Source organism: Alphaproteobacteria bacterium (assembly GCA_040905865.1).
Classification (GTDB): Bacteria; Pseudomonadota; Alphaproteobacteria; order UBA8366.
Genome location: JBBDQU010000024.1, coordinates 1 through 26,012, shown reverse-complemented (window position 1 = coordinate 26,012; position 26,012 = coordinate 1). Strand labels below are relative to the sequence as shown.

28 protein-coding genes are annotated in these 26,012 nt (G+C 59.2%); 23 read left to right on the top strand and 5 right to left on the bottom strand.

Annotated elements, in window-relative coordinates:
- Positions 1-323: 323 nt before the first annotated feature.
- The 3 genes from WD767_05205 to WD767_05195 are packed head-to-tail and all read left to right on the top strand — an operon-like array spanning position 324 to position 3,000.
- Positions 324-983, top strand: a complete 660-nt coding sequence (locus WD767_05205) for a CDP-alcohol phosphatidyltransferase family protein (GenBank protein ID MEX2615472.1) — start codon at positions 324-326, stop codon at positions 981-983.
- Positions 980-2,020, top strand: a complete 1,041-nt coding sequence (locus WD767_05200) for an FAD-dependent oxidoreductase (protein ID MEX2615471.1) — start codon at positions 980-982, stop codon at positions 2,018-2,020. Before WD767_05205 ends, WD767_05200 begins: the two co-directional genes overlap by 4 nt.
- The gene (locus WD767_05195) at positions 2,017-3,000 is read left to right on the top strand and encodes an NAD-dependent epimerase/dehydratase family protein (protein MEX2615470.1); all 984 of its coding nucleotides are present in this window, start codon (positions 2,017-2,019) and stop codon (positions 2,998-3,000) included. The genes WD767_05200 and WD767_05195 overlap by 4 nt, the downstream gene beginning before the upstream one ends.
- Here the strand turns inward: WD767_05195 and WD767_05190 are convergent.
- The gene (locus WD767_05190; GenBank protein ID MEX2615469.1) at positions 2,997-3,629 is read right to left on the bottom strand and encodes a CDP-alcohol phosphatidyltransferase family protein; all 633 of its coding nucleotides are present in this window, start codon (positions 3,627-3,629) and stop codon (positions 2,997-2,999) included. The two genes, WD767_05195 and WD767_05190, sit on opposite strands and share 4 nt — an antisense overlap.
- Positions 3,630-3,947: 318 nt before the next feature.
- Between WD767_05190 and WD767_05185 the strand changes: the two genes are divergently transcribed.
- From WD767_05185 to WD767_05120, 14 genes are all read left to right on the top strand, one after another.
- Positions 3,948-4,295, top strand: coding sequence for a DUF971 domain-containing protein (locus tag WD767_05185; protein ID MEX2615468.1), 348 nt, complete (start codon positions 3,948-3,950; stop codon positions 4,293-4,295).
- A gap of 71 nt (positions 4,296-4,366) precedes the next feature.
- Complete coding sequence (locus WD767_05180; protein ID MEX2615467.1) at positions 4,367-6,109, top strand: fumarate reductase/succinate dehydrogenase flavoprotein subunit; 1,743 nt, start codon at positions 4,367-4,369, stop codon at positions 6,107-6,109.
- 49 nt (positions 6,110-6,158) lie between these two features.
- Positions 6,159-6,392, top strand: coding sequence for a ferredoxin family protein (locus tag WD767_05175; GenBank protein MEX2615466.1), 234 nt, complete (start codon positions 6,159-6,161; stop codon positions 6,390-6,392).
- Positions 6,393-6,398: 6 nt separating this feature from the next.
- Positions 6,399-7,361 carry a HEAT repeat domain-containing protein gene (locus tag WD767_05170; GenBank protein ID MEX2615465.1) on the top strand — a complete coding sequence of 321 codons (963 nt, stop codon included), beginning with the start codon at positions 6,399-6,401 and terminating at the stop codon, positions 7,359-7,361.
- A gap of 47 nt (positions 7,362-7,408) precedes the next feature.
- A complete protein-coding gene (locus WD767_05165; GenBank protein ID MEX2615464.1) occupies positions 7,409-8,176 on the top strand; it encodes a GntR family transcriptional regulator in 768 nt (255 codons plus the stop codon).
- Positions 8,170-8,694 (top strand): TlpA disulfide reductase family protein, encoded by a 525-nt coding sequence (locus tag WD767_05160; GenBank protein ID MEX2615463.1) that lies wholly within the window; start codon positions 8,170-8,172, stop codon positions 8,692-8,694. The genes WD767_05165 and WD767_05160 overlap by 7 nt, the downstream gene beginning before the upstream one ends.
- A gap of 470 nt (positions 8,695-9,164) precedes the next feature.
- Positions 9,165-10,439, top strand: a complete 1,275-nt coding sequence (locus WD767_05155; protein MEX2615462.1) for an ABC transporter substrate-binding protein — start codon at positions 9,165-9,167, stop codon at positions 10,437-10,439.
- A gap of 77 nt (positions 10,440-10,516) precedes the next feature.
- On the top strand, positions 10,517-11,428 hold the full coding sequence (locus WD767_05150; protein MEX2615461.1) for an ABC transporter permease: 912 nt from the start codon (positions 10,517-10,519) through the stop codon (positions 11,426-11,428).
- Complete coding sequence (locus WD767_05145; GenBank protein MEX2615460.1) at positions 11,428-12,114, top strand: hypothetical protein; 687 nt, start codon at positions 11,428-11,430, stop codon at positions 12,112-12,114. The genes WD767_05150 and WD767_05145 overlap by 1 nt, the downstream gene beginning before the upstream one ends.
- A 14-nt stretch (positions 12,115-12,128) precedes the next feature.
- Complete coding sequence (locus WD767_05140) at positions 12,129-12,980, top strand: ABC transporter ATP-binding protein (protein ID MEX2615459.1); 852 nt, start codon at positions 12,129-12,131, stop codon at positions 12,978-12,980.
- 8 nt (positions 12,981-12,988) lie between these two features.
- On the top strand, positions 12,989-13,636 hold the full coding sequence (locus tag WD767_05135) for an SCO family protein (GenBank protein ID MEX2615458.1): 648 nt from the start codon (positions 12,989-12,991) through the stop codon (positions 13,634-13,636).
- A gap of 19 nt (positions 13,637-13,655) precedes the next feature.
- Entirely contained in the window at positions 13,656-14,141 is a 486-nt protein-coding gene (locus WD767_05130; protein ID MEX2615457.1) for a copper chaperone PCu(A)C, read from the top strand.
- A 3-nt stretch (positions 14,142-14,144) separates the two neighbouring features.
- Positions 14,145-14,774, top strand: coding sequence for a c-type cytochrome (locus tag WD767_05125; GenBank protein MEX2615456.1), 630 nt, complete (start codon positions 14,145-14,147; stop codon positions 14,772-14,774).
- Entirely contained in the window at positions 14,771-15,520 is a 750-nt protein-coding gene (locus WD767_05120; protein MEX2615455.1) for a Crp/Fnr family transcriptional regulator, read from the top strand. Before WD767_05125 ends, WD767_05120 begins: the two co-directional genes overlap by 4 nt.
- Positions 15,521-15,588: 68 nt before the next feature.
- Here WD767_05120 and WD767_05115 read toward each other — a convergent pair whose 3' ends face one another.
- On the bottom strand, positions 15,589-16,362 hold the full coding sequence (locus WD767_05115) for a response regulator (GenBank protein ID MEX2615454.1): 774 nt from the start codon (positions 16,360-16,362) through the stop codon (positions 15,589-15,591).
- A 115-nt stretch (positions 16,363-16,477) separates the two neighbouring features.
- A complete protein-coding gene (locus WD767_05110) occupies positions 16,478-18,259 on the bottom strand; it encodes an ATP-binding protein (protein MEX2615453.1) in 1,782 nt (593 codons plus the stop codon).
- Between the two features lie 356 nt (positions 18,260-18,615).
- On the opposite strand from WD767_05110, the gene WD767_05105 reads away from it, so the two are divergent.
- The 5 genes from WD767_05105 to WD767_05085 all read left to right on the top strand — a co-directional run bounded on the left by WD767_05105 (position 18,616) and on the right by WD767_05085 (position 22,488).
- A complete protein-coding gene (locus WD767_05105; GenBank protein MEX2615452.1) occupies positions 18,616-18,864 on the top strand; it encodes a hypothetical protein in 249 nt (82 codons plus the stop codon).
- Positions 18,865-19,108: 244 nt separating this feature from the next.
- Entirely contained in the window at positions 19,109-19,624 is a 516-nt protein-coding gene (locus WD767_05100) for an RNA polymerase sigma factor (GenBank protein MEX2615451.1), read from the top strand.
- Between the two features lie 143 nt (positions 19,625-19,767).
- Complete coding sequence (locus WD767_05095; protein ID MEX2615450.1) at positions 19,768-21,111, top strand: DUF2254 domain-containing protein; 1,344 nt, start codon at positions 19,768-19,770, stop codon at positions 21,109-21,111.
- Positions 21,112-21,186: 75 nt separating this feature from the next.
- Positions 21,187-21,384 (top strand): CsbD family protein, encoded by a 198-nt coding sequence (locus WD767_05090; protein ID MEX2615449.1) that lies wholly within the window; start codon positions 21,187-21,189, stop codon positions 21,382-21,384.
- A gap of 192 nt (positions 21,385-21,576) precedes the next feature.
- On the top strand, positions 21,577-22,488 hold the full coding sequence (locus WD767_05085; protein MEX2615448.1) for a matrixin family metalloprotease: 912 nt from the start codon (positions 21,577-21,579) through the stop codon (positions 22,486-22,488).
- Here WD767_05085 and WD767_05080 read toward each other — a convergent pair.
- Positions 22,442-23,314 (bottom strand): PRC-barrel domain-containing protein, encoded by an 873-nt coding sequence (locus tag WD767_05080; GenBank protein ID MEX2615447.1) that lies wholly within the window; start codon positions 23,312-23,314, stop codon positions 22,442-22,444. The genes WD767_05085 and WD767_05080 overlap by 47 nt on opposite strands.
- A 263-nt stretch (positions 23,315-23,577) precedes the next feature.
- On the opposite strand from WD767_05080, the gene WD767_05075 reads away from it, so the two are divergent.
- Positions 23,578-23,754, top strand: a complete 177-nt coding sequence (locus WD767_05075; protein MEX2615446.1) for a hypothetical protein — start codon at positions 23,578-23,580, stop codon at positions 23,752-23,754.
- An 89-nt stretch (positions 23,755-23,843) separates the two neighbouring features.
- Here the strand turns inward: WD767_05075 and WD767_05070 are convergent, their stop codons facing one another.
- Positions 23,844-25,817 carry an AsmA family protein gene (locus WD767_05070; GenBank protein ID MEX2615445.1) on the bottom strand — a complete coding sequence of 658 codons (1,974 nt, stop codon included), beginning with the start codon at positions 25,815-25,817 and terminating at the stop codon, positions 23,844-23,846.
- Between the last annotated feature and the right edge of the window lie 195 nt (positions 25,818-26,012).

The window sequence follows — 26,012 nt, the reverse complement described above, 5'->3', positions numbered from 1 at the left end:
GCGTCTCCCTGCCTGTAAAAACCGTTTTGCGGCGCAGGGTTCCGTGCGGAAGGACCTGTCCGTCCGGTGATCGTGCCTGAATGGCGCGGGCCGGGCAATCTGCGCCACCCGGAGGGCCGGCAGCCGTATGACATTTCCCTGACACACGGCCAAGGACAGGCTTCATGTGAACAGGCGTGGAAAATTATTGCTGCAACGATGGTTGATTCTAAGCTACAGGCGCAAGATCATGAAGAAGTAACATAGGCGCTGGAGGAGCCGAAGATTACCTACAAGGAGGTGAGACTATTTTTGCGGCAAGTAACGCAATAGGGCTGACCTAAATGGCGCAACAACAGGTTTTTCCGGTCATTCGGCGGATATCTCATGCGGTAAGCCCCGTGCTGGCCCGTGCTGGATTCACGCCCAATCAGGTGACGTTCCTCGGCTTGGTGGCCGGGCTGGCAAGCGCTGGCTGCTTTTCTGTAGGGACTCATTTTTGGGGGATAACCGGCGCTCTATTTTGGGCGATTTGTTCGCTTATGGACTATTGCGACGGCGAGGTCGCGCGACTGACGGGGAAATCAAGCCGGTTCGGTGCTGTTTTGGACGACGTTGTCGATTGGATAGTGCATTCGGCATTCTTCCTGGGACTGGGCTATGGCGCGTTCAGTGTTTCCGGAAGCTCCATATGGTTGTGGTTGGGTGCGGCGGCAGCGGTGGGGACGACGATAAATACTTTTGCACAGTGGTGCCGCGAATGGCTTCGCGCCAGCAGAGGTGAGGAACAACCAAGGATCCCGGGCGAAGCTGCGCTTCCGGAGAATTTTCAGGAAAGGATCATTTATGTCTTTCGCGGGTTGTTCCGCGCGGATTTCTGGCTATTGGTCCTTGTACTGGAGGCGTTCCATATCACATGGCTCATGCTTCCGGTTTTTGCCGTGGGGGTCCAGGTGTATTGGCTGACTGGTTTAATGAAGAATGCGGATAAATTTGTCCCATGAAGTCGAAACACAGCACCGCCAGAAAGACAGGGTTGATGCCGCCGATCCATATAGTCGGGGCTGGCGGGATAGGTGTAAGCCTTGCGTGGTCGCTATTGCAGGCCGGGCACGACGTTACGCTCGTCGACGCCAATCCGGAAAAGGTGGCGAGGGGCACAAGCGAGGGTTTGACGGTTGTCGGGCACGGCACCGTCCGGGCGCCCTTCGTTGCGTTCGATGAATGGAACCCGCCAGCGTCAGGTTACATCCTCATCTGCACCAAGACCTACGACAATCCCATTGTCATTGAACGGCTCACGACGGACGCTTGCCTCGTGCCGGTTCAGAATGGAGTCGACCCCGAACTCGAAAAATTGAATCACGCCGGCGAAGGGATATCGTCATTCGTTTCCGAATGCGATCGAAGCAGCCCGGTTACGCGGATTACACGGCCCGGCGAGTTGCACATCGGCACGCGCCGATCGGCGTCAGCGAAAGAAACGGGCGATCTGGCGCTGCTGGCCGATGCATTGGCGGGGGGAAAACTGTTCAGGGTGCGGTATGTCGATAACATATTGCCCTACAAATCGGCCAAGCTGATGTACAACGCGGCAATATCGCCGCTGGCCGCCGCGGCGGGGGTCGATAACGGCGAATTGCTGACGGATTCGCTGGCCACGCGGCTGTTCTTTGCGTTACTGCGCGAAAACTACGCCATTCTGCATCATTGCAGGGTTGAACTCGCCCGAATTGGTCCCTTTCATCCGAAGACCGTATCCCGAATACTCAGTACACCCTTGTTGCCATACGCGATGGCGCTGTTTTTTCGTCCGTCACTGAAGGGAACCTATTGCTCGATGGCGCCGGATATCGCGACGGGCCGGACGGAGGTCGACGCCTATAATGGTCACCTGATCAGGATCGCAAGGGACTTTCCATGTCCGATCAACCGGGCAGCCTGTTCGATGGTCAGGGAGATTGCCTCGGGAACACACCCTATCGGGCGGGAGAACTTCTCAAGGCTCGCGGAAGCATTGCCGGCGGGGGTTTTGCGATGAATCTCGTTACAGGCGGTGGCGGGTTTCTGGGCGCGCACCTCATTTCCCTCCTGCTTGCCGAGGGCCAGGACGTTCGCGTGCTGGAGAAGCCCGGCGCATGTTTGGATCATCTGCCCATCGACCGGATCGACGTGGTCGAAGCGGATATCCGGGACGCGACGGCCGTGCGACCGACCGTGCGAGGATGCGATCGGGTCTACCACCTTGCCGCCGACCCCAACCTGTGGCACCGGGACCGGCGGTCATTCGATGCCGTAAACCATCAAGGCACCGTGAATGTCATGCGCGCCGCGGTTGACGCGGGGATTACGGAGATTCTCTATACCAGCACCGAAAGCATTCTCGCGCCGCCGCCGTCGAAGGAAAACGCACATAACCGGCTGGATCTCGATGAAAGCGACATGCCGGGCCCCTACTGCGTCAGCAAGTTCCGGGCGGAGAGAGCCGTGCATGCAATGGTCGCGGACGGGGCGCAGATTGTCATCGTGACGCCGACGCTTCCGGTGGGCCCGGGGGACTGGAAGCGGACGCCGCCCACGCGCATGACCGTGGCATTCTGCCGCGGCGAAATGCCGGCGTTTCTGGAATGCCGGCTGAACTTCATGGATGCGCGCGACGTCGCCTGGGGCATGGTTCTTGCCATGGAAAAGGGTCGCAAGGGTGCGCGATACGTCTTGGGCGATACAAACCTGTACCTGTCCGAATGGTTGCGGCTGGTCGGCGAAGAAGTGGGGCGCGCCGTGCCGCGCTGGCGGGTGCCATATGCCGTTGCCCTGGGGACGGCCTACATCAGCGAGTTTTGGGCGGATTATATCAGTCATTCAATGCCCATGGCGACGGTCACAGGCGTAAGACTGACGCGACGCAACATGTTTTTCGATACGGCGCCGGATCTGGCGGAACTCGGCCTTCAACCCCGCTGCATTAGAGAATCCGTTCGTGATTCGATTGCCTGGTACCGGGCGCAGGGGTGGCTTTAGGGACGGGTACGGCCTTTTCGCCATTTTATGATTGAGAACGCCAGGAAGGCCGGTGCGCCGATGGCGCCCGCAATCAGGAGCGGCAGGAGACCGCCGAACCAGGCGCATGGGACGACGATAAAGAGGGCGTCGTCAAAATCGAAACCCTTGGGATATCTGAAAACCGCGTTGGGGTGGCTGCCCTGATCGTGAAGTTGAAACACGATCAGGAAAATGGCGCCGATGGAAAGTCCGGAAACAACGCCCATGGCAGGCGCCCACACGCCAAGCGGCGAATCGACGAGTCCGAAACCGATGCCGATGAATACGGCCACATTCACCGCCATGTCCGAATACAGGTCATACCAATGTCCGCCTGGGCTCGACCGGTCGCTGAGGCGCGCGAGCTCGCCGTCCGCCCTGTCGAGCATCGCCGAGACAAGAAAGACCGTCCCGCCCACGATTGCCCAGTCGCGGGTTCCCGCAGCTAAAGCCAATGCCGCGGCCACACCCGTCACCAAACGTAATGTCGTGAGGTGATTTGGAGTAACGGCTGTGCCAATCAATGGTCGAATACACCAGCGCGCCACTGCATGGGCATACGTTTTCGGCGGCTGCGCCTGAGGGGGGGAGTCCGGGTATGCGCGCATTGTCGGATCGTGTTTTCCCTGGGACGGTAATGCACTGCGAGTGCGGATCCCCCTGTAACATACGCCGGGCATCGCCAACAGTGTAAAACGTGCCGGGATTCCCGGGCGCCATTGCAGAGACCGAATGTATGTGTTGTGGCGGCGCTCCGCCACGTATTTACATTAACTAAATTATAACAGTACTTTAAATATTCCTGCCGCAGGATCGGCCATTTTTTTGCGCGCCGGAAATCGCAAAATATGGGCACTGCGAACGGAAATGCTGCGTTGCGCAATTAATTGCTCGGATCCCTTTCCAGCGCCTGCCAGTCTTGGCGCATGGAACAGATATTCCCCGACGAACGCCCCGTTTCCGGCCCGCCGCTCAAGATCATGGTGCTGGATGACCGGCGCGCGCTGACGGTCAGCTGGCAGGGCGGTGTAACGCATTGCCTCAGCGCCGCGGTACTACGCCGCAACTGCCGCTCTTCCGGCGCGGTTCGCGCGCGCATCGATGGCGCCGACGCCGAGATTCCCGGCGACATTACGATCATGGATGCCCGGCTGGTTGGCACATACGCCCTGAACCTTGTCTTTTCCGACGGGGAACATCGCGGGATTTATCCCTGGGCCTGGCTCCGCGAAATCGCAACGAACGAAAAATGTCCGATGGCAAGTAATTGCTGACGCCAAAGCGCCGCAACTGCCATTCAGGTACTGGAGCGGCAAAAATATTTCGCCGGTATGGAGTAAAGAAAATGGATGACATTCAATCGGGCCTGCACCATGTCGACGCCGACATCCTTGTAATCGGCGGGGGAACCGCCGGGCCGATGGCGGCATACAAGGCGAAGTGCAAGAACCCCAACGCCAAGGTCGTGCTGCTTGAAAAAGCGAATGTAAAGCGCAGCGGCGCCATTTCGATGGGTATGGACGGGCTGAACAACACCGTCATTCCGGGCCATGCGACGCCGGAGCAGTATACGAAGGAAATCACCGTCGCGAATGACGGAATTGTGGATCAGAAGGCGGTGCTGCGCTACGCCGAGAACTGCTTCGACATCATCAACGAACTCGATTCCTTCGGTATCCGGTTCCAGAAGGACGAAACGGGCGAGTATGACGTGAAAAAGGTGCATCACGTCGGCACCTATGTCCTGCCGATGCCGAACGGCGACACGGTCAAGAAAGCGCTTTACCGCCAGTTGCGCCGCAAGCAGATCCTGATTTCCAACCGCTTCATGGCGACAAGGCTGCTGAACGGCGCGGATGGGCGCATCGCCGGCGCCATCGCCGTGAACACGCGCACCAGCGAATTCCTCGTCATCCGGGCGAAGGCCGTCATCCTGTGCATGGGCGCGGCGGGACGACTCGGCCTGCCCACCTCCGGCTATCTTTTCGGGACCTATGAAAACGCCGCAAACAGCGGCGACGGTTACGCCATGGCCTATCATGCCGGCGCCGAGCTCACGAACCTCGAATGCTATCAGATCAATCCGCTGATCAAGGATTATAACGGGCCGGCCTGCGCCTATGTCGCCGGGCCGTTCGGCGGCTACACCGCGAACAACGAGGGCATGCGCTTCATCGAATGCGACTACTGGTCCGGCCAGATGATGCAGGAATTCTATAATGAACTGCAATCCGGCAAGGGCCCGGTCTTCCTGAAGCTGGATCATCTGCACGAGGATACGGTCAAGGAAATCGCCAAAACCCTTCACAATGTGGAGCGCCCGACGCGCGGCCGGTTCCATGAAAACCGCAACACCGACTACAACCGCGAAATGATCGAGATGCATATCTCGGAGATCGGCTTCTGTTCCGGGCACAGCGCCTCGGGCGTCTGGGTCGATGAAAATGCCCGGACATCGGTCGCGGGCCTGTATGCCGCCGGCGATATGGCGAGCGTGCCGCATAACTACATGCTGGGCGCGTTCACCAATGGCGCCTTTGCCGGCGAGGATGCGGTGGATTTCGTCGCGGAGCATGACTTCGCGGCCTTCGACGACGGACAGGTCGAGGCCGAAATGACACGTGTTCTGGCCCCGACGAAACGCGAGGACGGCATCCCGCCGAACCAGATCGAATACAAGACCCGCCGCCTGGTAAACGATTACCTGCAACCGCCGAAAGTCACGCGGAAGATGCAGTTGGCGCAGGATCGCTTTGCCGAAGTCCGCGCCGACCTGGAACACATGGTCGTCCGGGATTCACATGAGCTGATGCGGTCGCTGGAAGCTCGGTCGATTCTCGATTGCGCGGATATGGCGGCCCACGCCTCCCTGTTCCGCACGGAAAGCCGCTGGGGACTCTATCATCATTACGCGGACTACCCGGAAAAGGATAACGAGAATTGGTTCTGCCATACGCAGCTGAAAAAGGATGAAAACGGCAGGATGACCAGCTTCAAGCGCCCGGTTGAGCCGTATGTCATCGAGATCGATGACGAGGAAATGGGCGCCTATGACAACCAGCGGGTCAGAGCCGAGGCCGGGGACTGACGACCGCACAGGTCGCCCGAACCGTTCCATAGAGTTTCAGGAGAAAACGATGCCAATCGCCAATACGCCAACCACCGTCCCCGTGACGGTCGATGAATCGAAATGCATTGCGGAAAAAGGCTGCACCGTCTGCGTCGATGTCTGCCCGCTGGACGTGCTGCGGATCAGCGAGGAATCCGGCAAGGCCTACATGAAGTATGACGAATGCTGGTACTGCATGCCCTGCGAAGCCGATTGCCCCACAGGCGCCGTGACCGTCAGCATCCCCTATCTTCTGAGGTAAAGGCATATGAGCGTATTCGAACCTTTCGATTCATCTGAAGATATCGACGACATCCTCGACAAACTGGGCGATTCCGACCCCAAGATCCGCCAGGTTGCGGTAATGGATATGGCGGAGACGGCGGACACCGATGTCGTCCCGCATATCGTCGCCGCCCTGTCCGACCCCAGCGATGAAGTACGTCTGCAGGCCGCGCGCGTACTGGAAAATTTCGACGGCGCCGTCGTGTCGGCCGGTCTGGCGGGCGCCTTGCAGGACCCCTCCCGGGAAGTCGCGGAGGCGGCCGCGTACAGCCTTGCGGAGCTGAAAGACGTTGAGGCAGCCGTCCCCCTGCTGCCCCTCACCGTTCACGAAAAGGCCTTCGTTCGGGAGAAAGCACTGCTGGCGATGAAGGAATTGCGGCATCCGGATTCGCTGATGCCCGCCCTGAATGCCCTGACCGACCCCGTGGCGGGAGTGCGCATTCAGGCGGTTGGCGTTCTCGGATATCTGCAACTGGAAGAATCGCTGCACGCACTTATCGTGGCGTCGCGCGACCAGGACACGGAGGTGCGGCGCGCCGCGCTTGGCGCACTGGCTTATTCGCGCCTTCCCATCATTGCGGAAGCGCTTGTGAAGGGGCTCGCGGATAGCGAATGGCGGGTCCGGGAGATCGCGGCCGAAACCATCGGCAAGATCGGCTGTACCGAAGGAATCGACGGCCTGATCGGTGTTCTGGACGATGCGTACTGGCAGGTCAGGGTCCAGGCCATCCGGAGCCTCGGCAAGCTTGGCGTCGCGCGTGCGGTTCCGCTCATCGCTCCTGCCCTGGAACATTCGATCAGCAACCTGCGCAAGGATGCCGCCGCGGCGCTTGGCGAAATCGCCGATTCCGTTGCACTGCCGTATCTGGAGAAAGCCCTGGAAGACCCGGATCCGGATGTTCGCAAGAATGTTCGCTGGGCAATTGGAAGGATCGCAGCGGCGTAGTGCCCCCATAACATTTCGGGGCGTCGCTTGCGGTTGGAGGGATACCGATGACTCCTGTATCCGGAGCCCTGCGCACGCAGGTCGAACCGGCCACCGAACCGAAGAAGCAGCCGCTGTATCTTCAGATCCGAAACAGCCTGCGCGACCGTATTATTGGCGGCGCTTATGGAGTCTCGGAAAAACTACCGTCGGAACATGATCTGATGGACCTGTTCGGCGCCAGCAGGGTCACCGTTCGCCGCGCTCTCACCGGCTTGCAGGACGACGGCCTGATCGTGAGCCGTCGGGGTGAAGGATACTTTGTCACACGACCCGCCGTCGTGCAGGACCTCGGGCGGCTGCAGGGCCTCGCCGAAGCCGTCGAACAGTCCAGCCATATCGTACGCTCGGCAGTCGTCTCGGCGCGCGAGGTCGCCGCTGACGCCTCCGTGGCCGATGCACTCGACCTCGATATCGGTACGGTCGTTTTCGAACTGAAGCGAATCCGGTACCTGAATCAAAACCCGTTATCCTTCGACATCAGCTATTTTCCCCTGCCGCTCGGCCGGAAACTGTCCGAATGCGACCTGTCGGCGAACGACGTCTATGCACTGCTGGGCGACCTGCTGGATGACGACCTTGGCCATGCGGATTTCCTGATCGATGTCGCGGAAGCCAACGACGAAATCGCCGGCGCGCTTGGCCTGGCGCCAGGCCGGCCGGTCATTCACGTCACGAGGGTGGCCTATATGAAATCCGGCAAGCCGGTGGATTTCGAATACCTGTACGGCATACCGAACGCCTATCGTTTCAAGGTTCTGGTGCCCCGTTGGTAAACCGGTTCAGGATAGCCGCATCGGCGATCGTCGTCCTGCTGACCGTATTTTCCATCGCGGACCGGCCACTGGCGGAAGGCCTTCCGCTCGTCGAATTCCCGGAAAAGCCGCAGGCGCCGCCACTCAGCCTGTCGCTCCTGAACGGAGACACATTCGATATCGGATCGTATCGCGGCCGCGTCGTCGTCGTAAATTTCTGGGCGACATGGTGCGCGCCCTGCCTTAAGGAAATGCCGGTATTCGAGAAGGCCTGGTCGACCCTGCGTCAGGAAGGCATCGTGCTTGTCGCGGTGAATCTTGGCGATACGCCGGAGAAGATCCAGCGATTCCTGAAACATCGGCCCGTGACATTTCCAGTCCTGGTGGATATCGAGTCGGATACCTTCGACCCCTGGCAGATTCAGAGCCTGCCGACGACCTATGTCGTGGGACCCGATGGACGCATCCATTACGGCGCCATCGGCGATCGGAAATGGGACTCCCCGGCCATTCTGGATACGATCAGAAAGCTGCGCTGACCCGGGTTTCCATACGCTGGAATTTTGGCAAACAGGAACGCATTCGGCCATCGGACACGGCGGAGCGGCGGTACAATCATGCCCGTTTCCGGCCCCCTCGCCGGGACACTTGTCTTTATATGGCGCACCGGGTCTGACCAAGAATTAACACCCCATTCGCAAATGTGCCGAGAATTTGAGCAGGTTCGGTACACGCGCAAGATTCTCAATGTCATTGCTCAGTTCCTATTATTTAAAGATTCCATGTGCTTGCCTTTGATTTTCGGGTTGCTTCAATCGGTTGGCACGCCGCTCGCAGACCTTATTGGCAAGGGTAATACAAGGCGTATCACCCGACACGGGTAAGGAGGCGTAGCGATATGTACAAATCACGCATCTTGATCGCTGCGGTGGGTGCCGTCGGGCTTGCGCAATTCGCGCCGGTGGCAGTTATCGCCGAGGAAATAAACATAGGCGTCGGGCACCAGAGCATGTGTACCGACACATATACGGCAGGCATTATCGTCAAGGAACTTGGCCTGCTCGACCAGCAGCTGGCCGAACTGGCGAAGACCGAAAAATACAAGGATGCCACGTTCAATGTCCGTTGGGCGGATTACAGTTCGGGCGGACCGATCACCAACCAGATGCTGGCGAACAAACTGAACATCGGCGTCATGGGCGATTATCCGCTCATCGTGAACGGCGCCAAGTTCCAGGAAACCGAAAGCCTCCGGACGCTCTATGTCGCCGGTACGGGCTATAACCTGAAAGGGTCGGGCAACGCGGTCGTCGTTCCGGTTTCGTCGTCGATTTACAAATTCGAGGAACTGCGCGGCAAGGAAATTTCCGTTCCCGTCGGCAGCGCCGCCTGGGGCATGACCCTGAAGGCGCTTCAGGATGCCGGAATTCCGAGTTCGGAAATCACCATAAAGAACCAGAGCCCGGCTGTCGGCGCCGCCAATATCGCCACGAGCAAGATCGACGCCCATGCCGATTTCTGTCCCTGGTCCGAATTGATGGAGTTCCGGGGTACGGGCCGCAAAATCTATGACGGCAGCGAAACAACTATTCCCTACCTCCACGGCGTCGTCGTGCGCCAGGAACTGGCCAGGGAATATCCCGAGGTCGTCATTGCCTTCCTCAAGGCGGTGATTGATGCCGGCGACTGGGTTCGCGAAGACCCGATGCGGGCCGCGGAAAACCTGGAAAAATGGACCGGTGTCGAAAAGGAGGTCCAGTACCTTTATTTCAGCAAGGGTGGCCACCTGACCCTCGAACCGACAATCAAGGAGAAATGGGTCGACGCGTTGAAATTCAATCACGGCGTGCTCGCCCGCGAACAGCAGGTCCCGCCACTCGATTTCAACGAATGGATTACCGATACCTATATCCGGGCGGCCTACAAGGAAAAGTCGCTCGACTACGAAAAGGACCTCGCGGACATATATGACCCGGAGGTCGAGAATGCCGATCTTCCACTGGAAATCTGGCACGCCAAGGATGGCATCAAGACCTATGCAACCATTGGCGAATTCCTGAAAGCCGTCGCGGAATTCCGAACGGTCGCGCAGAAACTGAATGCGACCTACGTCTACGACAAGGCGACCGGGCTGAAGCTGTTCGGCAAGATGGCGTTCTATGTTCAGGGCAAGGACGGCGCCATGACAGCCTTCCTGCGTAAGCAGGACGCCGATGCCTATGCCGGCACGATCGGCGGCAAGGTCATCGGGTTTGAAGAAGCCGTCGGCATGACAACCGGATAAACGTCGCTGCCAGTCTTGTTACGGCGGGAGATACGGCTATCTCCCGCCGCTTCGCGGTAGAGGAAAAAGGGAACCGAATGTCTGCACAACAAAGCGCATCGCGTATCAGCCAGGTCCATCCTGACGCAACGACACCTGATCAGGCGGTGTTATCGACAGGCGCAGCTGCCGATCCGGTTGCCGTCAAAGCCACCGCTTCTGAACCGTTTCAGGTCCCGCGGGCCGCCAAACGCTGGTCGATACGCATCGGGGCGCTGGTGATCGCCGTCGCCTTCTGGCATCTCCTCACCGAATACAATTTCAACTACATCATGAATTTTGCAAACGTGCCCGATCCCGCGGCTGTTTTCATTGCCTTCCTTGAACATATCCAGACGTCGGAATTCTATATTCATATCGTTGTCAGTATTAAACGTATCCTCATTGGCTATGGCTTCGCGGTCGTTATCGGCATCGTCATCGGGCTGCTGATGGGCCGCTCGAAGCTGGCCGAAGATTTCTTCATTTCCTATATCGAGGTCCTGCGGCCCATCCCCGCCGTTGCCTGGATTCCGATGGCGATCCTCATGTGGCCGACGGAAGAATCCAGCATCATCTTCATTACGTTCCTCGGCGCACTTTTCCCCATCGTCCTGAACACCGCGCTTGGCGCGGAACAGACACCCGCCGTGCTGGTCAGGGCGGCGCGCTCGCTGGGCGCCAGCAACATGGAAATTTTCTGGCATGTGGTCATTCCATCGTCGCTACCGAGCATCGCGGCGGGCCTTTCCATCGGCATGGGCGTCTCCTGGTTTTCGCTGCTGGCCGGGGAAATCATCAGCGGGCAATACGGCATCGGGTACTTCACCTGGGCAGCCTATTCGCTGATCGAATACGACAACATCGTCGTCGGCATGCTGGTAATCGGCGGCCTTGGCACGCTTTCAACCTATCTGGTGCGCCTGGCGACAAAACCGTTCCTGCGGTGGCAGGCACTGGAGAAACACTGATGAACGCAATTGCGAGCGGACTGAAACAGGCCGTCCGGGAACGCCCCTGGGTATGGGGCGGCACCCTGACAGGCTTTGTCGTTGTCTACTATCTCGGGCTCCTCGCCACGATGCTGGTCCGGTTCGGCAACATTCCGAACTATGTGACGGTTTACAACTGGCCCCGGAATGTCTGGCACATCCTCACCAGCACGCCGTCGCTGTCGGACGCGGTCGGGATCGTCAGCGAGGAATGGCTGCTGGAGATCGGCTACATGAATTACGACTATGGCAACGGCATCTCCGAATGGGCCATGAATGTCATACCGCCGAAGCTGTTCATCATCCTGATCGTCGCCGCGCTGGTCGCCAGCTTCGTTGTCCTTTTGATGCGGCCGAAGAAATCCGCCTGCGCTGCGGGTCCCAGGACGAATGCGGTCGCTGCCTCCGTATCGGGCGGCGCAGCCCTTGTCGGGCTGAGCAGCGCCACACTGAGCTGGGTGGTGTGCTGCGCGACCCCGACATGGGTCGTCAGCCTTGCCATGATGGGGATGAGCACCTCCCTCGCGCTATGGCTGGAGCCGCTTGGCGACGTCATGACAGTCGGCGGTTTTCTCCTTCTTGTCATCCCCGTTTGCCTGCTGGCCCGGCGCCGTACCGTTCCCGCCGGCGATGGCTCCGCAACATTTTCAACCCAGACCGCATAGAAACAGGAAACGTCATGCTGGAACCCGTTTCGAACATTGAGACGATCATCGCCGCAAAGCCCGTCAGCGATATATCCAAGGGCCGTATCGTCATCGACGATGTCAGCATCGTTTTCGGCAAGGGAAAATCCGAAAACCGCGCGGTCGAGAAAACCCATCTGACCATCGAGCCGGGCGAATTCGTCTGCATCCTCGGCCCGTCGGGTTGCGGTAAATCGACCCTCCTGAATACCGTGGCGGGGTTCATCGAACCGACGACGGGGCGTGTCCTGATCGACGATGACGAGGTCAGGGAACCGGGGCCGGACCGCGGGATGGTCTTTCAGCAATACTCCCTGTTTCCCTGGAAGACGGTCCTGGAGAACGTCGCCTTCGGGCCGCGACTTGCGAAACACAGCGATACCGAAGCGGTCCGCACCGCCAATTCGTTTCTTGCCATGGTCGGCCTGAGCGCCTTTGCCAACCGTTATCCCGAGGAATTGTCGGGCGGCATGAAACAGCGTGTCGGCATCGCCCGTGCGCTTGCCAATTATCCGAGTGTCCTGCTGATGGACGAACCGTTCGGCGCCCTCGATGCCCAGACACGGGTCATGATGCAGGAAAACCTGCTCAAGATATGGTCCCAGTTCCGCAACACGGTCCTGTTCATTACCCATGATGTGGATGAGGCGATCTTTCTGGCGGACCGGGTCCTGGTGATGAGCGCCAGCCCGGGGCGGATCATCGCCGATATCACTGTGTCCCTGGAACGGCCGAGAGACGTTGAAATCGCCACCGAGGAAGAATTCATCGCGATCAAAAAGCGCTGCATCGATGCCATTCGGGCCGAAACGCTGAAAGCGTTCGAACAGCAGAATAGGAACTAGGGGCCACGATGCCTGCCGCCGGGAAAACCCTCCTGCTCGTCGCTGCGCTGATTCTGATTGGCGGCGTCGCCATTGCGGGAAGTGTCGTCCTGCAGCGCGATGGCGGCATTCCGGACGAACTGGCCGATATCGCCCTTGCAGCGCCTGTCCCGATTGATGCCGTGTCGCTGGCCGATGCAAACGGATCCGTCGTCGTCCCCGCGACCGCCCGGGAAAAATGGACGCTGCTGGCGCTCGGTTTCACGCATTGTCCCGATGTCTGCCCCTTCATGCTGGGCAACCTGGCAGAGGTCGAAAACCGGATGCGGGAAAGGCTGGGTCCGGCGCAACAACCGCAATTCGTGTTTCTTTCCGTCGACCCCGCCCGGGACACCCCGGCACTGCTGGCGGAATATGTCGCGTTTTTCAGCGATGATTTCGTGGGGCTGACCGGCCCGAAAAGCGAGATTGACCGGATCACGAAACAACTCAGCGCTTTCTACCGGCTCGGCCCCAAAGACAGCGACGGCGATTACGGGGTCGATCACAGCGCGGAAATCTTCCTGATCGACCCGAAGGGCCGCCTGTTTGGAAAGTTCCAGCCCCCGCTCGACCCGGACGACACAACGACGAAGTTTGAAAAGGCGCTGCGGTTTTTCGAGCAGTCGGAAACATAGGAAAACAGGAGATACCAAGATGCCATCGTCCCGTCCGAAGCGTTATCTGTCCATGGCTGTCGGCCTGTATGCATTTGCCTCCCTGTCGGCATTCGCCGGGGAAATGCCGATGGTGTCCGATGCATGGGTCCCCCTGGCCCCGAACGGCGCGAAGATGCATGCCGTCTATCTGACGCTGCACAACAGCACCGCTGCGGAGGCCAGTGTCGTTGGCGCGGACAGTCCCCAATACATGAATGTGGAAATCCACCACTCCCGGATCGTCGACGGCGTCGCGACGATGACCCGGCAGGATCAAATCACCCTGCCTTCCGGCGGCATGCTCGAAATGGCGCCAGGCGGATTTCATCTGATGCTCATGCATCCGAATGCGGCTTTAAAGGAAGGCGATGCCGTCGATATCAACCTGCATATGGCCAAGGGCGGAACGCTGTCGTTCAAAGCCATGGTCAGGAAGTCCAGCGGCATGTCGCATGGCGGCCATTCCGGCCACAAGATGAACTGAAGGATGATGCAGCCCCTGTTCCTCGCGATCGTCGTTGCGGCGTCATGGCCGGCTGTGATCCTGGCCGATATGATCGATACCAGCGGCATGCAGCCATGGGAAACCTGCGCCATGTGCCATGGTCTTGACGGAATCAGCCGCATGCCGAAGTTTCCCCGCCTGGCGGGCCAGCCGGAGCGCTATCTCGTCAAGCAACTCGAGGACTTTCGCGCCAAGCGCCGCCAGAATGACGACAGCGTCATGGCTGACAATGCGGGGCTTCTGGCGGCGTCGGAAATTGCTGTCGTCGCCCGGCATTTCAGCAGTCAGGCGGCGCCGGAACCCATCGTCCCTGCCGCCGATACGCATTTTCCCTCGGGCGCGAAGATCTTTCATCACGGCGATCCCGCCCGGGACCTGCCCGCCTGCGCAGGCTGCCACGTCGATGGCGCGGATCCGGGGCGCTATCCGCACATCACGGCCCAGCATCCGGATTATATCGCAAAACAGCTGCGCGATTTCCAGACCGCCAGCCGGACAAACGACCCCGAAGGTGTAATGCGGTCGGTCGCCGCGAAACTTTCCGAGCACGAAATCGAGGCTGTCGCCACCTACGCCGCCAGCCGGCCACGCCAACAGCGGAGACAACCATGAAAGATACTCCCGCAGGGCTTCCCAAAAGCTCCGACGATCCCGCATCGGCGCTCTATCTGACCGAAACACTGGTCGACATTACGGAGCGTCCGAATTTTCTGGCGCGCCTTTCGGGCGACGAGTATCGACGTGTCCGCGATGTCGGCTACGATATTGCCGTATCCGCCCATCAACAGGTTTTCGCCCAGGGCGACGCCCATGACGGCATCTATGTGATCGAAAGCGGGAGCGTGCGAACCTTCTATCATGGCCCTTCGGGGCGGGAATTGACGCTGGCCTACTGGACGCCGGGGCATTTCGTTGGCGGGCCGGAAATCTTCGGCGGCGGATATCACATGTGGTCGGCCACGGCCATGACGGACAGCCGGCTGCTCCATCTGCGGGGCGCGTCATTACGGCGGTTGATGGCGGAATTGCCCGGCCTTGCCGCTGGGCTCGTCGAAGGGCTGGTGTTCAAGGGCAAGTGTTATTCAGCCCTGGTGCAGATGCTGGGAACACGCTCTGTCCTGCAACGGCTGGCGCAGCTGTTGCTGACCCTGTGCGAACTGGATGGCGCGCGGATACCGAAAGGCACCCTTATCGACCGTTCCCTCACCCATGAGGAACTCGCCAACATGGTCGGCGCCACCCGCCAGTGGGTTACCGCCTCGCTGGACCGCTTCCAGAAGCAGTCCCTGCTGGCGATTGACGGGCGCAGGATCGTGGTCCTGGACCGGCATCGTCTCGAACGCATTGCCGATTGCTGAAACCTTTGGGTCGAGAGGACGTTTTATTCGAGGGGACAACAAATGCTGCGGATCATCGGGCCGGCCTGTCAGGTGGTCATGACCTTGACATCGGCGCTCAACATATAGCCGACATTCCGGATCGTCTTGATCAGCGCCGGACGTTTCGGGTCGCGTTCTATCTTCCGGCGCAGCCTGCCGATCTGGACATCGATGCTGCGGTCGAATGCTTCCGATTCCCGTTTTCGCGCGAATTCAAGCAGTTGATCCCGGCTCAGGACCCGGTTGGGGTGTTCCATGAACGCCGCCAGCAGATCGAATTCACCGCTGGTCAGTTCAACCGGCCCGCCATCGCCCGATAGCAGGACCCGCCTGTCGCCATCGAGGGTCCAGTCGGAAAACCGGTACACACGCCGGGGCGCGGACACAGTCCCTGAATTTCCATTGGCGTCCTTCGAGGGCGAAGCGGGTTTTCCATTCTGGGTTGTCTCACTTCGCCGTAACACGCTACGAACACGCGCCAGCAATTCACGAAGATGAAACGGTTTGACAATGTAGTCGTCGGCGCCCACTTCCAGCCCGGCCACGCGATCGACGACATCTTCCTTGCCGCTGATCATTACGAGGCCGATGGCCGGATAATTCCGGCGAAGTTCCCGCGCCAGTGTCAAGCCGTCTTCGCCCGGCAACTTCAAATCCAGCAGGATAACATCCGGAATCCGATCGGCAATGAGACTGCGCATGGCATCGCCATCGCTCGCCTCCGCGACGGAAAAGCCTTCTTCAGAAAAATACTCCTGAACGATATCCCGGATATCGGCATCGTCATCAACGACAATAATATAAGGACTGTTCGATGTCATTTTCAGTGCTACAACCTGCAATTGAGAATGAATACGGTTAACATAAGCTCATACTGCAAAAGTCTGTCTCTTCTTCTACCTTTTTCCCCCGGCTCCCACAATCACCCAAAGATATCTAAACCTGTGCGTGATATTCCTTTGCGGACTGCCGGGCGGACCTGGCGAGGGCCCGGTGCACGGTGCCGACCAGCACCGCCTGGTGAAACGGCTTGGCCAGGAAAAATGCGCCCTCGACCGCCGCCTCCTCGCCCTGCAGCATCTTGCGGGGAAAGCCGGAACAGAAAATAATCGGCACGTTCGGCCGCGCCGCGCGGGCCGCGCGGGCGACATCCGTGCCGCCGGAATTGCCCGACATGACCATATCCGTGAAAATCAGGTCATATTCGTTACCCGCCCGGATCAACTCTATGGCGGCATCGCCACTGGCCGCCGTTTCCACCCGGCAGCCAAGGTCCAGCAGGGCGGACAGGACAACTTCCCTGACCTCGTCATTATCATCGACGAGCAGAACCAGTTTGTCTTCCTCGCTATCCCTGCGTTCCGGAATTTGCCATGTTTCCCCACGCGCCGGCAGGGGCTTGTCGGTCGTCGGCAGAAATATGCGAATCGTGGTCCCCTTACCGGTTTCGGAGTAAATATTGACGTCGCCACCGGATTGCTTGACGAACCCATATACCATGCTGAGTCCCAGGCCGGTTCCATGGCCTTCCGGTTTCGTCGTAAAGAACGGATCGAATACCTGGGAGAGAATGTCGGGCGAAATCCCTTCCCCGGTATCGCTGATGCTCAGACATATATATTCACCGGGCGGAATCTCCGTTATCCCGCCCTGACGCGCGTCCTCGAATTCGGAGAGCGCCGTCTGGAAGTGCAATTTGCCGCCTTCCGGCATCGCGTCACGCGCATTGATAGCGATATTGAGCAAAGCCGTTTCCAGCAGAATAGGATCCAGTTCGGTGGGTGGCAGGTCGTCTGCCAGATCGAAGGTAATGTCGATATCGTCGCCCAGCGTCTCATAGAGCTGGTTCATGCCGTTCAGCAGGGTATTAATGTCGATAACCACCGGATTCAGCGGTTGCCGGCGGGAGAATGCCAGTAGTTGCTGGGTCAGCGCCTGGCCGCTGAAGGCGGCGCTGATGGCCCGGTCTAGACGCTTCTGTGCGCTTTCATTGCCCTGAATCCGCCTTTCCAGTAACTCCAGATTGCCGACAATCACGGTCAGCAGATTGTTGAAATCATGCGCGACCCCCGCGGTCAACGCGCCGACGGCTTCCATTTTCTGCGCATGCACCAGCATCTCATCCTGCATGCGCGCTTCGGTAACGTCTCGGGCCTCCATGATAATCTGGCGGATCGGGCCGCCTTCCTCGCGGATCGATTTCAACGAAAAATCGATTGTGGTTTGCTGGCCGCCGACGCCGTGCACCACAAATTCTTCCCGCACGAAGTTACCTTCCGATGCCCTCAATACGGCGGTCTGCAGACGTTCCTGTACGGCGGAATCATTTTCAAAAATGGGTAGCAGCCAGATGGACATTGACTGTATTTCATTTTCTGACAAACCCGCATAGGCGCGGAGGGTCTGGTTTGCCTCAACGATTTTTCCGTTCAGATCCAGCGCGGCAATGAACTGAAATGTCTGGTCGAAAACAGCCTGCCAGACCTCCTTCGTATTGAGGAATTCATGCACCCGCTTTTCGGTTTCCCGGGCACCATGGGACCGAAACACCAGTGTGGCGACGACCCATACCAGGACAATTTCCAGGGCATGATTGATATGTGCCCCGGCGCCCGCTCGTTCCATGACATCGAATGCGCCGACGACGGCGATGCCAATGGTCGCCATCGTCGCCAGGACCAGTGCGGCGGTGGCCCTGTGCGCAGCGAGGCCAAGCAAGGGAACTGCCGCATGACCTATTCCCACCGCCACCATGCCGGAAAGCCAGTAATCGCACACGGAAACACCGGCAATCAGAACGACGCCAAGACAAAATGGTACGACATCGTGGTGGTTTGATTGCAACGGTTTGATCACAACTGGCGGAGATAACGACAACGAACAACGACTCCTTTATCGCCTGCGCAGCTAAATCAAGCTGGTGACGTACTTTTGCGGAACTGCCCCCCTGCGTGGGCGTTAATTTTTCGATTATAGCAGGATCCCCGGCATCTGTCCCGATGCATGCCGCCGGCACCGCGGCGATGTCGTTATGTTGCTATGGCGCCCCCCAGACGTGACGAAAACAGAGCCTGATGAATTGGCGACCGTTCAGTATCGATGAGGCCCTGACCGATCCGAAGCGTGTTTTCGGTTCGCCGGAAAACGTTGTTTCGGATCCGCGGCTCGACCGGTCGTCGAAGCTGGAAATCCTGCGACGATGGCAGAGCCGGACCCGCCAGGCTACCGGGCGCAGGGACGCCACAAGCGATGCAGCCGCCCTGCGGTATCGCGTACAATGGGCGATCAATCACCTGCAACAAACCGGCAAACGCTCAATTTGATCGCGTCGCGAGCGAGTGAAACAATTTTCTGCCGGAAAAGGGGCGCAATAGAGGCAACAGACGTTACGCTGCCACATTGTAACCGCGTCCGCCTTTAATGCGCCACAATCCGGTGACGGCTGTTACAAAATTTACCCGATTGTTTCGCTGGCGACATTCGCCAGTCAAATCCGCCGCCTAGATTCGCACCATCAAGACGTCGATGCGCCCCTTGAGGCCAACACGAAACTGATTGGAGCGAAAAATGAACGAAGTCGCACAACGGATCGAAGAACATGTTCCCTCCCTGCAACGTTACGCGCTGGCGCTTTGCCGAAATGCCGCCGCTGCGGATGACCTGGTTCAGGAGTGCGTCGTTCGGGGCCTGACCAAAGCCCATCTGTACCAGTCCGGCACCAACCTGCGGGCCTGGCTGTTCACGATCATGCATAACCTTCACGTCAGCGACCTGCGACGAAACGGCAAATGGAAACAGCCCGCCGACCCCGACGCCGCCTTGGACAACCTGTCCGTATCGGCGTCCCAGCCCGCCACGGTCATGCTCCGGGCCGTCAGCAGGGCCATGATGGCCCTGCCGGACCTGCAGCGCGTAATCCTGTATTGCGTGGGCGTCGAGGGGAAGTCCTATGAGGAGGTATCCCGGGAATTCGGCATTCCGGTCGGTACCGTCAAATCCCGTTGCTTCCGTGCCAGGGAAGCGGTTCAGAAGCGACTGAGCGAGCCCGGTATGTCGGAAACCCGGCTGTCGCTGGTCGGATAATAACGTCTCCCGGCCATACCGGCAGCGGCCCCCGCTGCCGGTATGTTTCGACCCGAATATAAAAATACGATCCGGACCAGCCTCTGGGCCACGGCGGCGCCGGCGATAACAGGCCTTTGCCCTGTCGCCAGACCGGAACCGCGATGAAAACTAAAGTCAGCTACCTGATTTACAAAATCCGGACCGGTTTCTGGTTCGTCCCCACCGTGATTACGATTGGCGCAATCGTACTTTCGCAGCTCATCCTGATGGCCGACCGGCATTTTCCCGCCGCGCTGTTCGAAAAGCTGGGCGGCCTGTTCCTGATCGGCCCGGAAGCGGCGCGTCTGCTGATGTCGACGATAGCCGGTTCCATGATTACCGTCACGAGTCTGGTATTTTCGCTGACGCTCATCGCGCTCACCATGACGTCGTCGCAATTCGGTCCGCGGTTGTTGACCAGTTTCATGCAGGACCGCGTGACCCAGATCGTTCTGGGCACATTCCTGGCAACGTTCGTCTTTTCCCTGATCACCCTCGGGTCGATACACAAGGCGAATGAAGAAGAAATCGTACCGCATCTGTCGATCGGCACCGCGATGGTCATGGCAATCGGCAGCTTCGGCATCCTGATTTACTTCATCCATCACATCGCCAGCTCCATTCAGGCGGATTCGATCATCGCGAAGGTCGCCCGGGAGCTGGACCAGGCGATCGAGTCACAATTCGAAGCAATCGGTGACGATGGCGACGCGCAGCGGGACAGCATCACCCTCCCCGAGCGGGAAAACCTGGCAGCCGATTCCGCCACCGTCCGCAGCAATCAGGACGGGTATATCCAGGCCATCGACCATGAACGGCTCATGGTCCTGGGAGTCGAGCACAATGTGACAGTGTGGCTGGAATGCCGCGCGGGGCATTTCATCGTGCCCGGTGAACCCATTGCTCTGGTACACCCGGCCTCACGCGCGAATGCGGATGTTGTCGGTGCGGTAGCCGATACGCTGGTTGTGGGGCAGACGCACACCATGGTGCAGGACCTGGAATTTGCGGTGAATGCCCTTGTCGAAATCGCATTGCGCGCCCTGTCTCCGGGGATCAACGATACCTATACGGCCATAGCCTGTATCGACAACATCAGTTCGGCATTGGCAGAGGTCCTGAAGCGGCGACCACCGCCCCCTGCCCTGCTGGACGATGCTGGCTCGGTGCGCGTCATCGTGAACCCGCTGACATTCGGGGGCCTCCTGGCCTCTGCATTCAACGAGATCCGCCAGACCGCGCCGGGTAATGTTTCCGTCGTTATCCGCCTGCTGGAGGCGCTGATCCGGATTGCGCCGTTTGCGACGGAAGCAGAGCAGCAAAACGCCATTTTCAGACAGGCGCAAATGATCGATCGGAGCTTCAGGACCGAAATCGACGAACCGAACGACAGGGACGATATCGAACAGAGATTCAAAAGGCTGGCCGATATACTCGATAAAAATCAGTCTGTTAGGTCGGCGTAAACCGGGAACCCGCTCCCGGGTATTTTCGTTGGTCAAATGAGCCGATACGTGCTCGCACACAACCAGGAGAAGGCTATGAATTGGGAACAGATCAAGGGGAATTGGAAGCAGTTTTCCGGCAAGGCCCGCGAAAACTGGGGCAAGCTGACGGATGACGAGGTCGACCAGATCGGAGGTCAACGCGATCAGCTGGTTGGCAAGGTTCAGGAACGTTACGGCGTCGCGAAAGAAGAGGCCGAGAAACAGGTCAGTACCTGGGAGCGCAAACTGTAGCACTCCGTAACACGCCGCCGTATTACGGCTGCGACATTTTTGGAAACCGTCCCGGGCAATCCCCGGGACGGTTTTTTCATGCCGACCGGATTACACACAGTATCGGCGTTTATTGTTTTTCAACGAATCACCTATACACGAGGAGGAGACTGAAAGTCTGATCAAGCGGATTGTTTGCGGCGGGGTGGGGGCATGCCTGTTAGGCGTTATTTTCTTAAAATGGCGGCATTGGGGATATTGGGGCTGGCGTTCGTCGCCTCAATGGCCTCCTCCGCCCTGGCCGGGGACGCCGCTCAAAACGACGGTTATGCGCTTCTGTCGCTGGACGGTCGCCATGTAAAATGGGGCGAGGACCGGTTCGGGTTCCCGGCAACGGTGCGATATGCCTTTGTGCAGACCCGCACTTCCCGGACAGGCGGCCGCAATTGCCGGGAGATGCGGCCCTTTCCGGCGCATTTCGGCAGCGGCAATGTTTCGTTCGCGAATGCGTCTTCCGAAATACGCACCGCTCTTTCCGCCTGGAGCACTGCCGCGGCGATCCAGTTCGTGGAGGCAACCGATCCCGATACGGTGGATTTCCTGATTGGCGTTCAGGCAAAACCGTCGGGTATCGCCTATGCGGATGTGGTGCGGGCCTCCAGCCGACATGCGGCGCCGGCCCCTGCGCCGATTCGACATGCGGCAATCTGCTTCAATCCTGAACTCGCATGGAAAACGGACTTTGACGGCGCCAGCGGATCGTTCGATCTCCGCTATGTTGCGATGCATGAAATCGGACATATCCTCGGTCTCGACCATACGGGCGCCCGGGATAATACGGTCATGAGCTTCCGGTACCGCGAGAACTATCGCCTGCCGCAACCGGGCGATATCGCGGGGATCCGGTTCCTGTACGGACCGGCGCCTGTACTCGCTGCCATCGGAATCGCCCCCGATCCCGTTCACAAGCAGGATTGCGCCGCCGTCTCGCTACACAAAAAAACGGCGGGACATCGTGCCCCGCCGTTCCCGCTGCCAACCGGCATCGATCGCGTTGCGATCACCGGCTGCGCCAATGTCAACGCTGGTTCCACGTCGTCTCGTCGTACTTCGGAAGCGCCTTGAGCTGCTCCTTGTTCATGTTGACGGATACGCGCAGGTCGTCTGTACTGCCCCGCTGCTGGTGGATTCTCGCCTTGTCCAGGTCCATGGAGACGGAATGACCGCCCATACCCAGGAATTCACCGACAGACAGGATCAGCATCGTCCGACCGTCGAGGACAACAAGATCCTCGACCTCGCCAATCGTCTCATTCTGCGCATTTATCACTTCTGAACCGATCAGGTTGCTCGCTTTCATCCCGCGCGCATCAACCCATTCGGTATTGGACGCGGTTTCCATGCGCCTGTCGAGATAGGCAGGGTCGACAAACGCAGTGCGGCGCTGGTCGGGACGTTCATACCTGTACTCCGGCAGGGCCGTCATTTGTTCCTTGTTCATGCGGGTCCGAATAGCGCCGCCATCGCCGCTGAGCGTCAGTTCATTCCAGTCGAGGGCGACTTCGCGTTCGCCTATACCGAGGAATCCGCCGACGCCGACGATGACCGCGGCAACCTCGCCGGATTGGTCGATAATCACAGATTCAATATCGCCGATGGATTCGCCGCCCGCGTTCGTGACATTCCTGCCGACCAGATCGTCGGCCTTTACGCGCATCTGGGCGGCGCCGGTAGCGTTGCTGCCTCTGGTGGCGTCAGTAGCGTTAGCACCCCTGGTAGCGTCAGACGCGCCGGCCCCTCTGTTAGCGTCAGTAGCATTGGTAGCATTCGTGTCGCTTGCGGCGCTGGGGGTCTTTCCTGTCGCACGCGTTTCATTGTCGGCGAAAGCCGGCGCGGCCATGATGGCCATGGCGCTTACCGCGGTAATTAAACTCGTCTTGAAGGATTTCATGTCGAGACTCCTTTGGTTTTAGTGTTTTTCCGACCGTTGCAAGCCGTACATTGCCGCTCAACCGTCGCGTCAATCCTCCTGACGTCAAATCGGCTGCGTTTTCAAATCAACGGCGAGCGCATGCGAAGGTTCCCGAGAATTTCGCGATCCGGCGGCGGATTCGGAATACGGCGCGCCTTCTTTCGACGGCCTTGCTGTGAAACCTTTTTTGGCCCTGACAGTTAACGCAATTACAAGACACGGGAACTCGAAAGGAACCGAACATGACCATTTCTTTTTCTCAAAGACTCAGAGCGGGCATGCTCGCATTCGGCGTCATCGCCGCGCCCGCAATGATGTTGGGCGGATGCGAGGAGCAAGGGCCGGCGGAACAAGCCGGCGAGGCAATTGACGAAGGCGTTCAGGACACCAAGCGCGCCGTCGAGGACGCGAAGGACTGACCTTCTTTCCGGCGGGAGCCGTCAGGGGCCAAAGGTAGCCCAGAGCGTTACGGTATATCGGGCGCCATTACGGGAAGCATCGTGGCCGGTTATCGCGCGCCGGCGCCTGAGTCTTCCCCCAGATGCCGGCACGGACTGGGCTGGTCGTCGCCCGGATCGAGGAAGGGCAATAACGCCGCCACGGGCGTCAACAATACCCCAAGCGCCGCGGCAATGCCCACCTGGGCGGCAATATCGGACTTGTCCGGCTGCACGGTCGGATTGCGGAATGTCCCTTCAACCAGCCATGTAGAGCGCACGGTAGCGGCGCTTGCGTCACGCGGATGTGGCTCCAGGGACAATGCAAGAGTCTCTGTCTCCAGATCGATCTCCCCTTTACCGAGGATGAGGGTGTCCTCGGTATCTACCGCCAGGGTCCGGGCCTTCATCACGCCATCCACAATATCGAAATCCATGATGACGCAGCGGACGGGGACGGTTTCAGCCGTTTCCTCACCGGTAACGGCAACTGCCAGGGCCTCGACAATATCGAGGCCGGCGATTTCGACCAGAAGAGCGCCAATCCGCCCTTCCGACATGGCCACGCGCAACTCGCCGTCGGCGCCGGCCAGCGCGCGATGCATGGAATTGCCTGTAGCCTGCAGCGATAGAATGCCGCCCATGACCCCAACAGCGTCTTCGGCATCGCCCAGGTCGTCCGCGAATGTCTGCAGTACTTTCGCCAGCGGAAGCCGGGTCACTTCCATGGATACCTTGGTCGCAACCGGCTCATCGGAGGCATCCACGGTAATGTCGGCTTCCAGCGTCCCGCTTCCCATACCGAATTTGAGCGGCTGAAGTTCGAGAACGCCCTCCCGCAACGACAATGCAACCGACAGGTCGTCTATGGGTAAACTCTCGGTCTGCACGCGCCCGGCGCGGTATTGAAGCATCGCGTCTATCGCCCGCATCCGGCTCAGATCGATGGGAACATCCGGGATAACCCTCTCCGATGCGGCGCGGCCGTTGGCGGCCTGCGCTTGCGTTCCTGACGTAGTCTCGCCCTCTGCCGTCTCCGGACCGGCCCCGATAATAGCCCGCAGGTCAACGACATCAAGACGGTCCGACGCGAGGTCCGCCACAACCACGGGACGCTCGCCGCGAAGATTAATGTCAACGTCACCCGCAACATCGCTGTCCCCGACCTGGCCTTGCAGCGCCGTAAAACGCAGCAGCTTGTCGGTCAGGGCGAGACGGCCCTTCAGTTCATAGGGTGGCGTATTGGGAAGTGAAATGCCCGTTATCGGGAACAGTTGAGCCAGATCCGGCCCTTTCAGATGAATACCGGCTATCGTATCCCAGCTCTTGAAGCCTGCCGTCAGCGTCACATCGGCTTCAAGGCTTGTGTCACCCGCTGCGACAGACGCCGTCAAATGATACGGCACATCCTCGTCCTGCAGGGTCGGCACGGAATCGCCTGTAAACTGAACGGTCAGGGAACGATCCTTGATGCTGCCTTCTCCCGTCAGCTTGATGCCCCGGGCGCCGGTTTCCGCCTGTCCGCTCGCCACATCAACCTGAAAGTCAAAGCTGGCGTCGTTTGCGTCGTCAACCACGCGGATATGGCTGTCTGCGATGATCAGGGCGTGAATAACCGGAAATTCATCCCGCTCCGTCGTCTCCTCGCTGTCGTCTGCTCCGGCAAAATCCCAGTTCGTCGTACCGTCTTCCAGCCTGCGCAGGTTGAGATCCGCCTTAATGACCCGAATGACATGAAAGGCGACCTGCAGCTTCAACAACTCCGATCCGTCGAGTTGCAATTCCAGCGATTCAATCGTCAGGAATTCCCGTCCTTCATCGCTATCGATACCGGCGATAGCGATATCCGTCAGGGTAAAATACGGATCCCACCCGATCGAACCGTCAAGACCGCCTATCGTAACCGACCGGCCGAGACGCTCGGAAGCGGCTTCGGCCAGGAGTGTGCGGGGGATGTCGGACCGCCAGACCAACCATGCCGCGACGCCCAGCCCAATGACGGCGACCAGGGTAATACCAATGAAGATCAAAACTTTACGAGGCATGAGGTGCATACTCCCGTTGTGGCCTGGGCGACCTGCCCGGCACGGCGCGCAACGGGCATGCCCGGGGAACGCAGGAACATGACACTGGTTCCAGGGTGATCGGCGGGCTGAAAATCTGGAACGTCGGGTGGAACCCGACGCCAGACCGCTGACAAACCCCTCGCCTTTGGTGAGGGGTTTGTGATTCAATGCGGG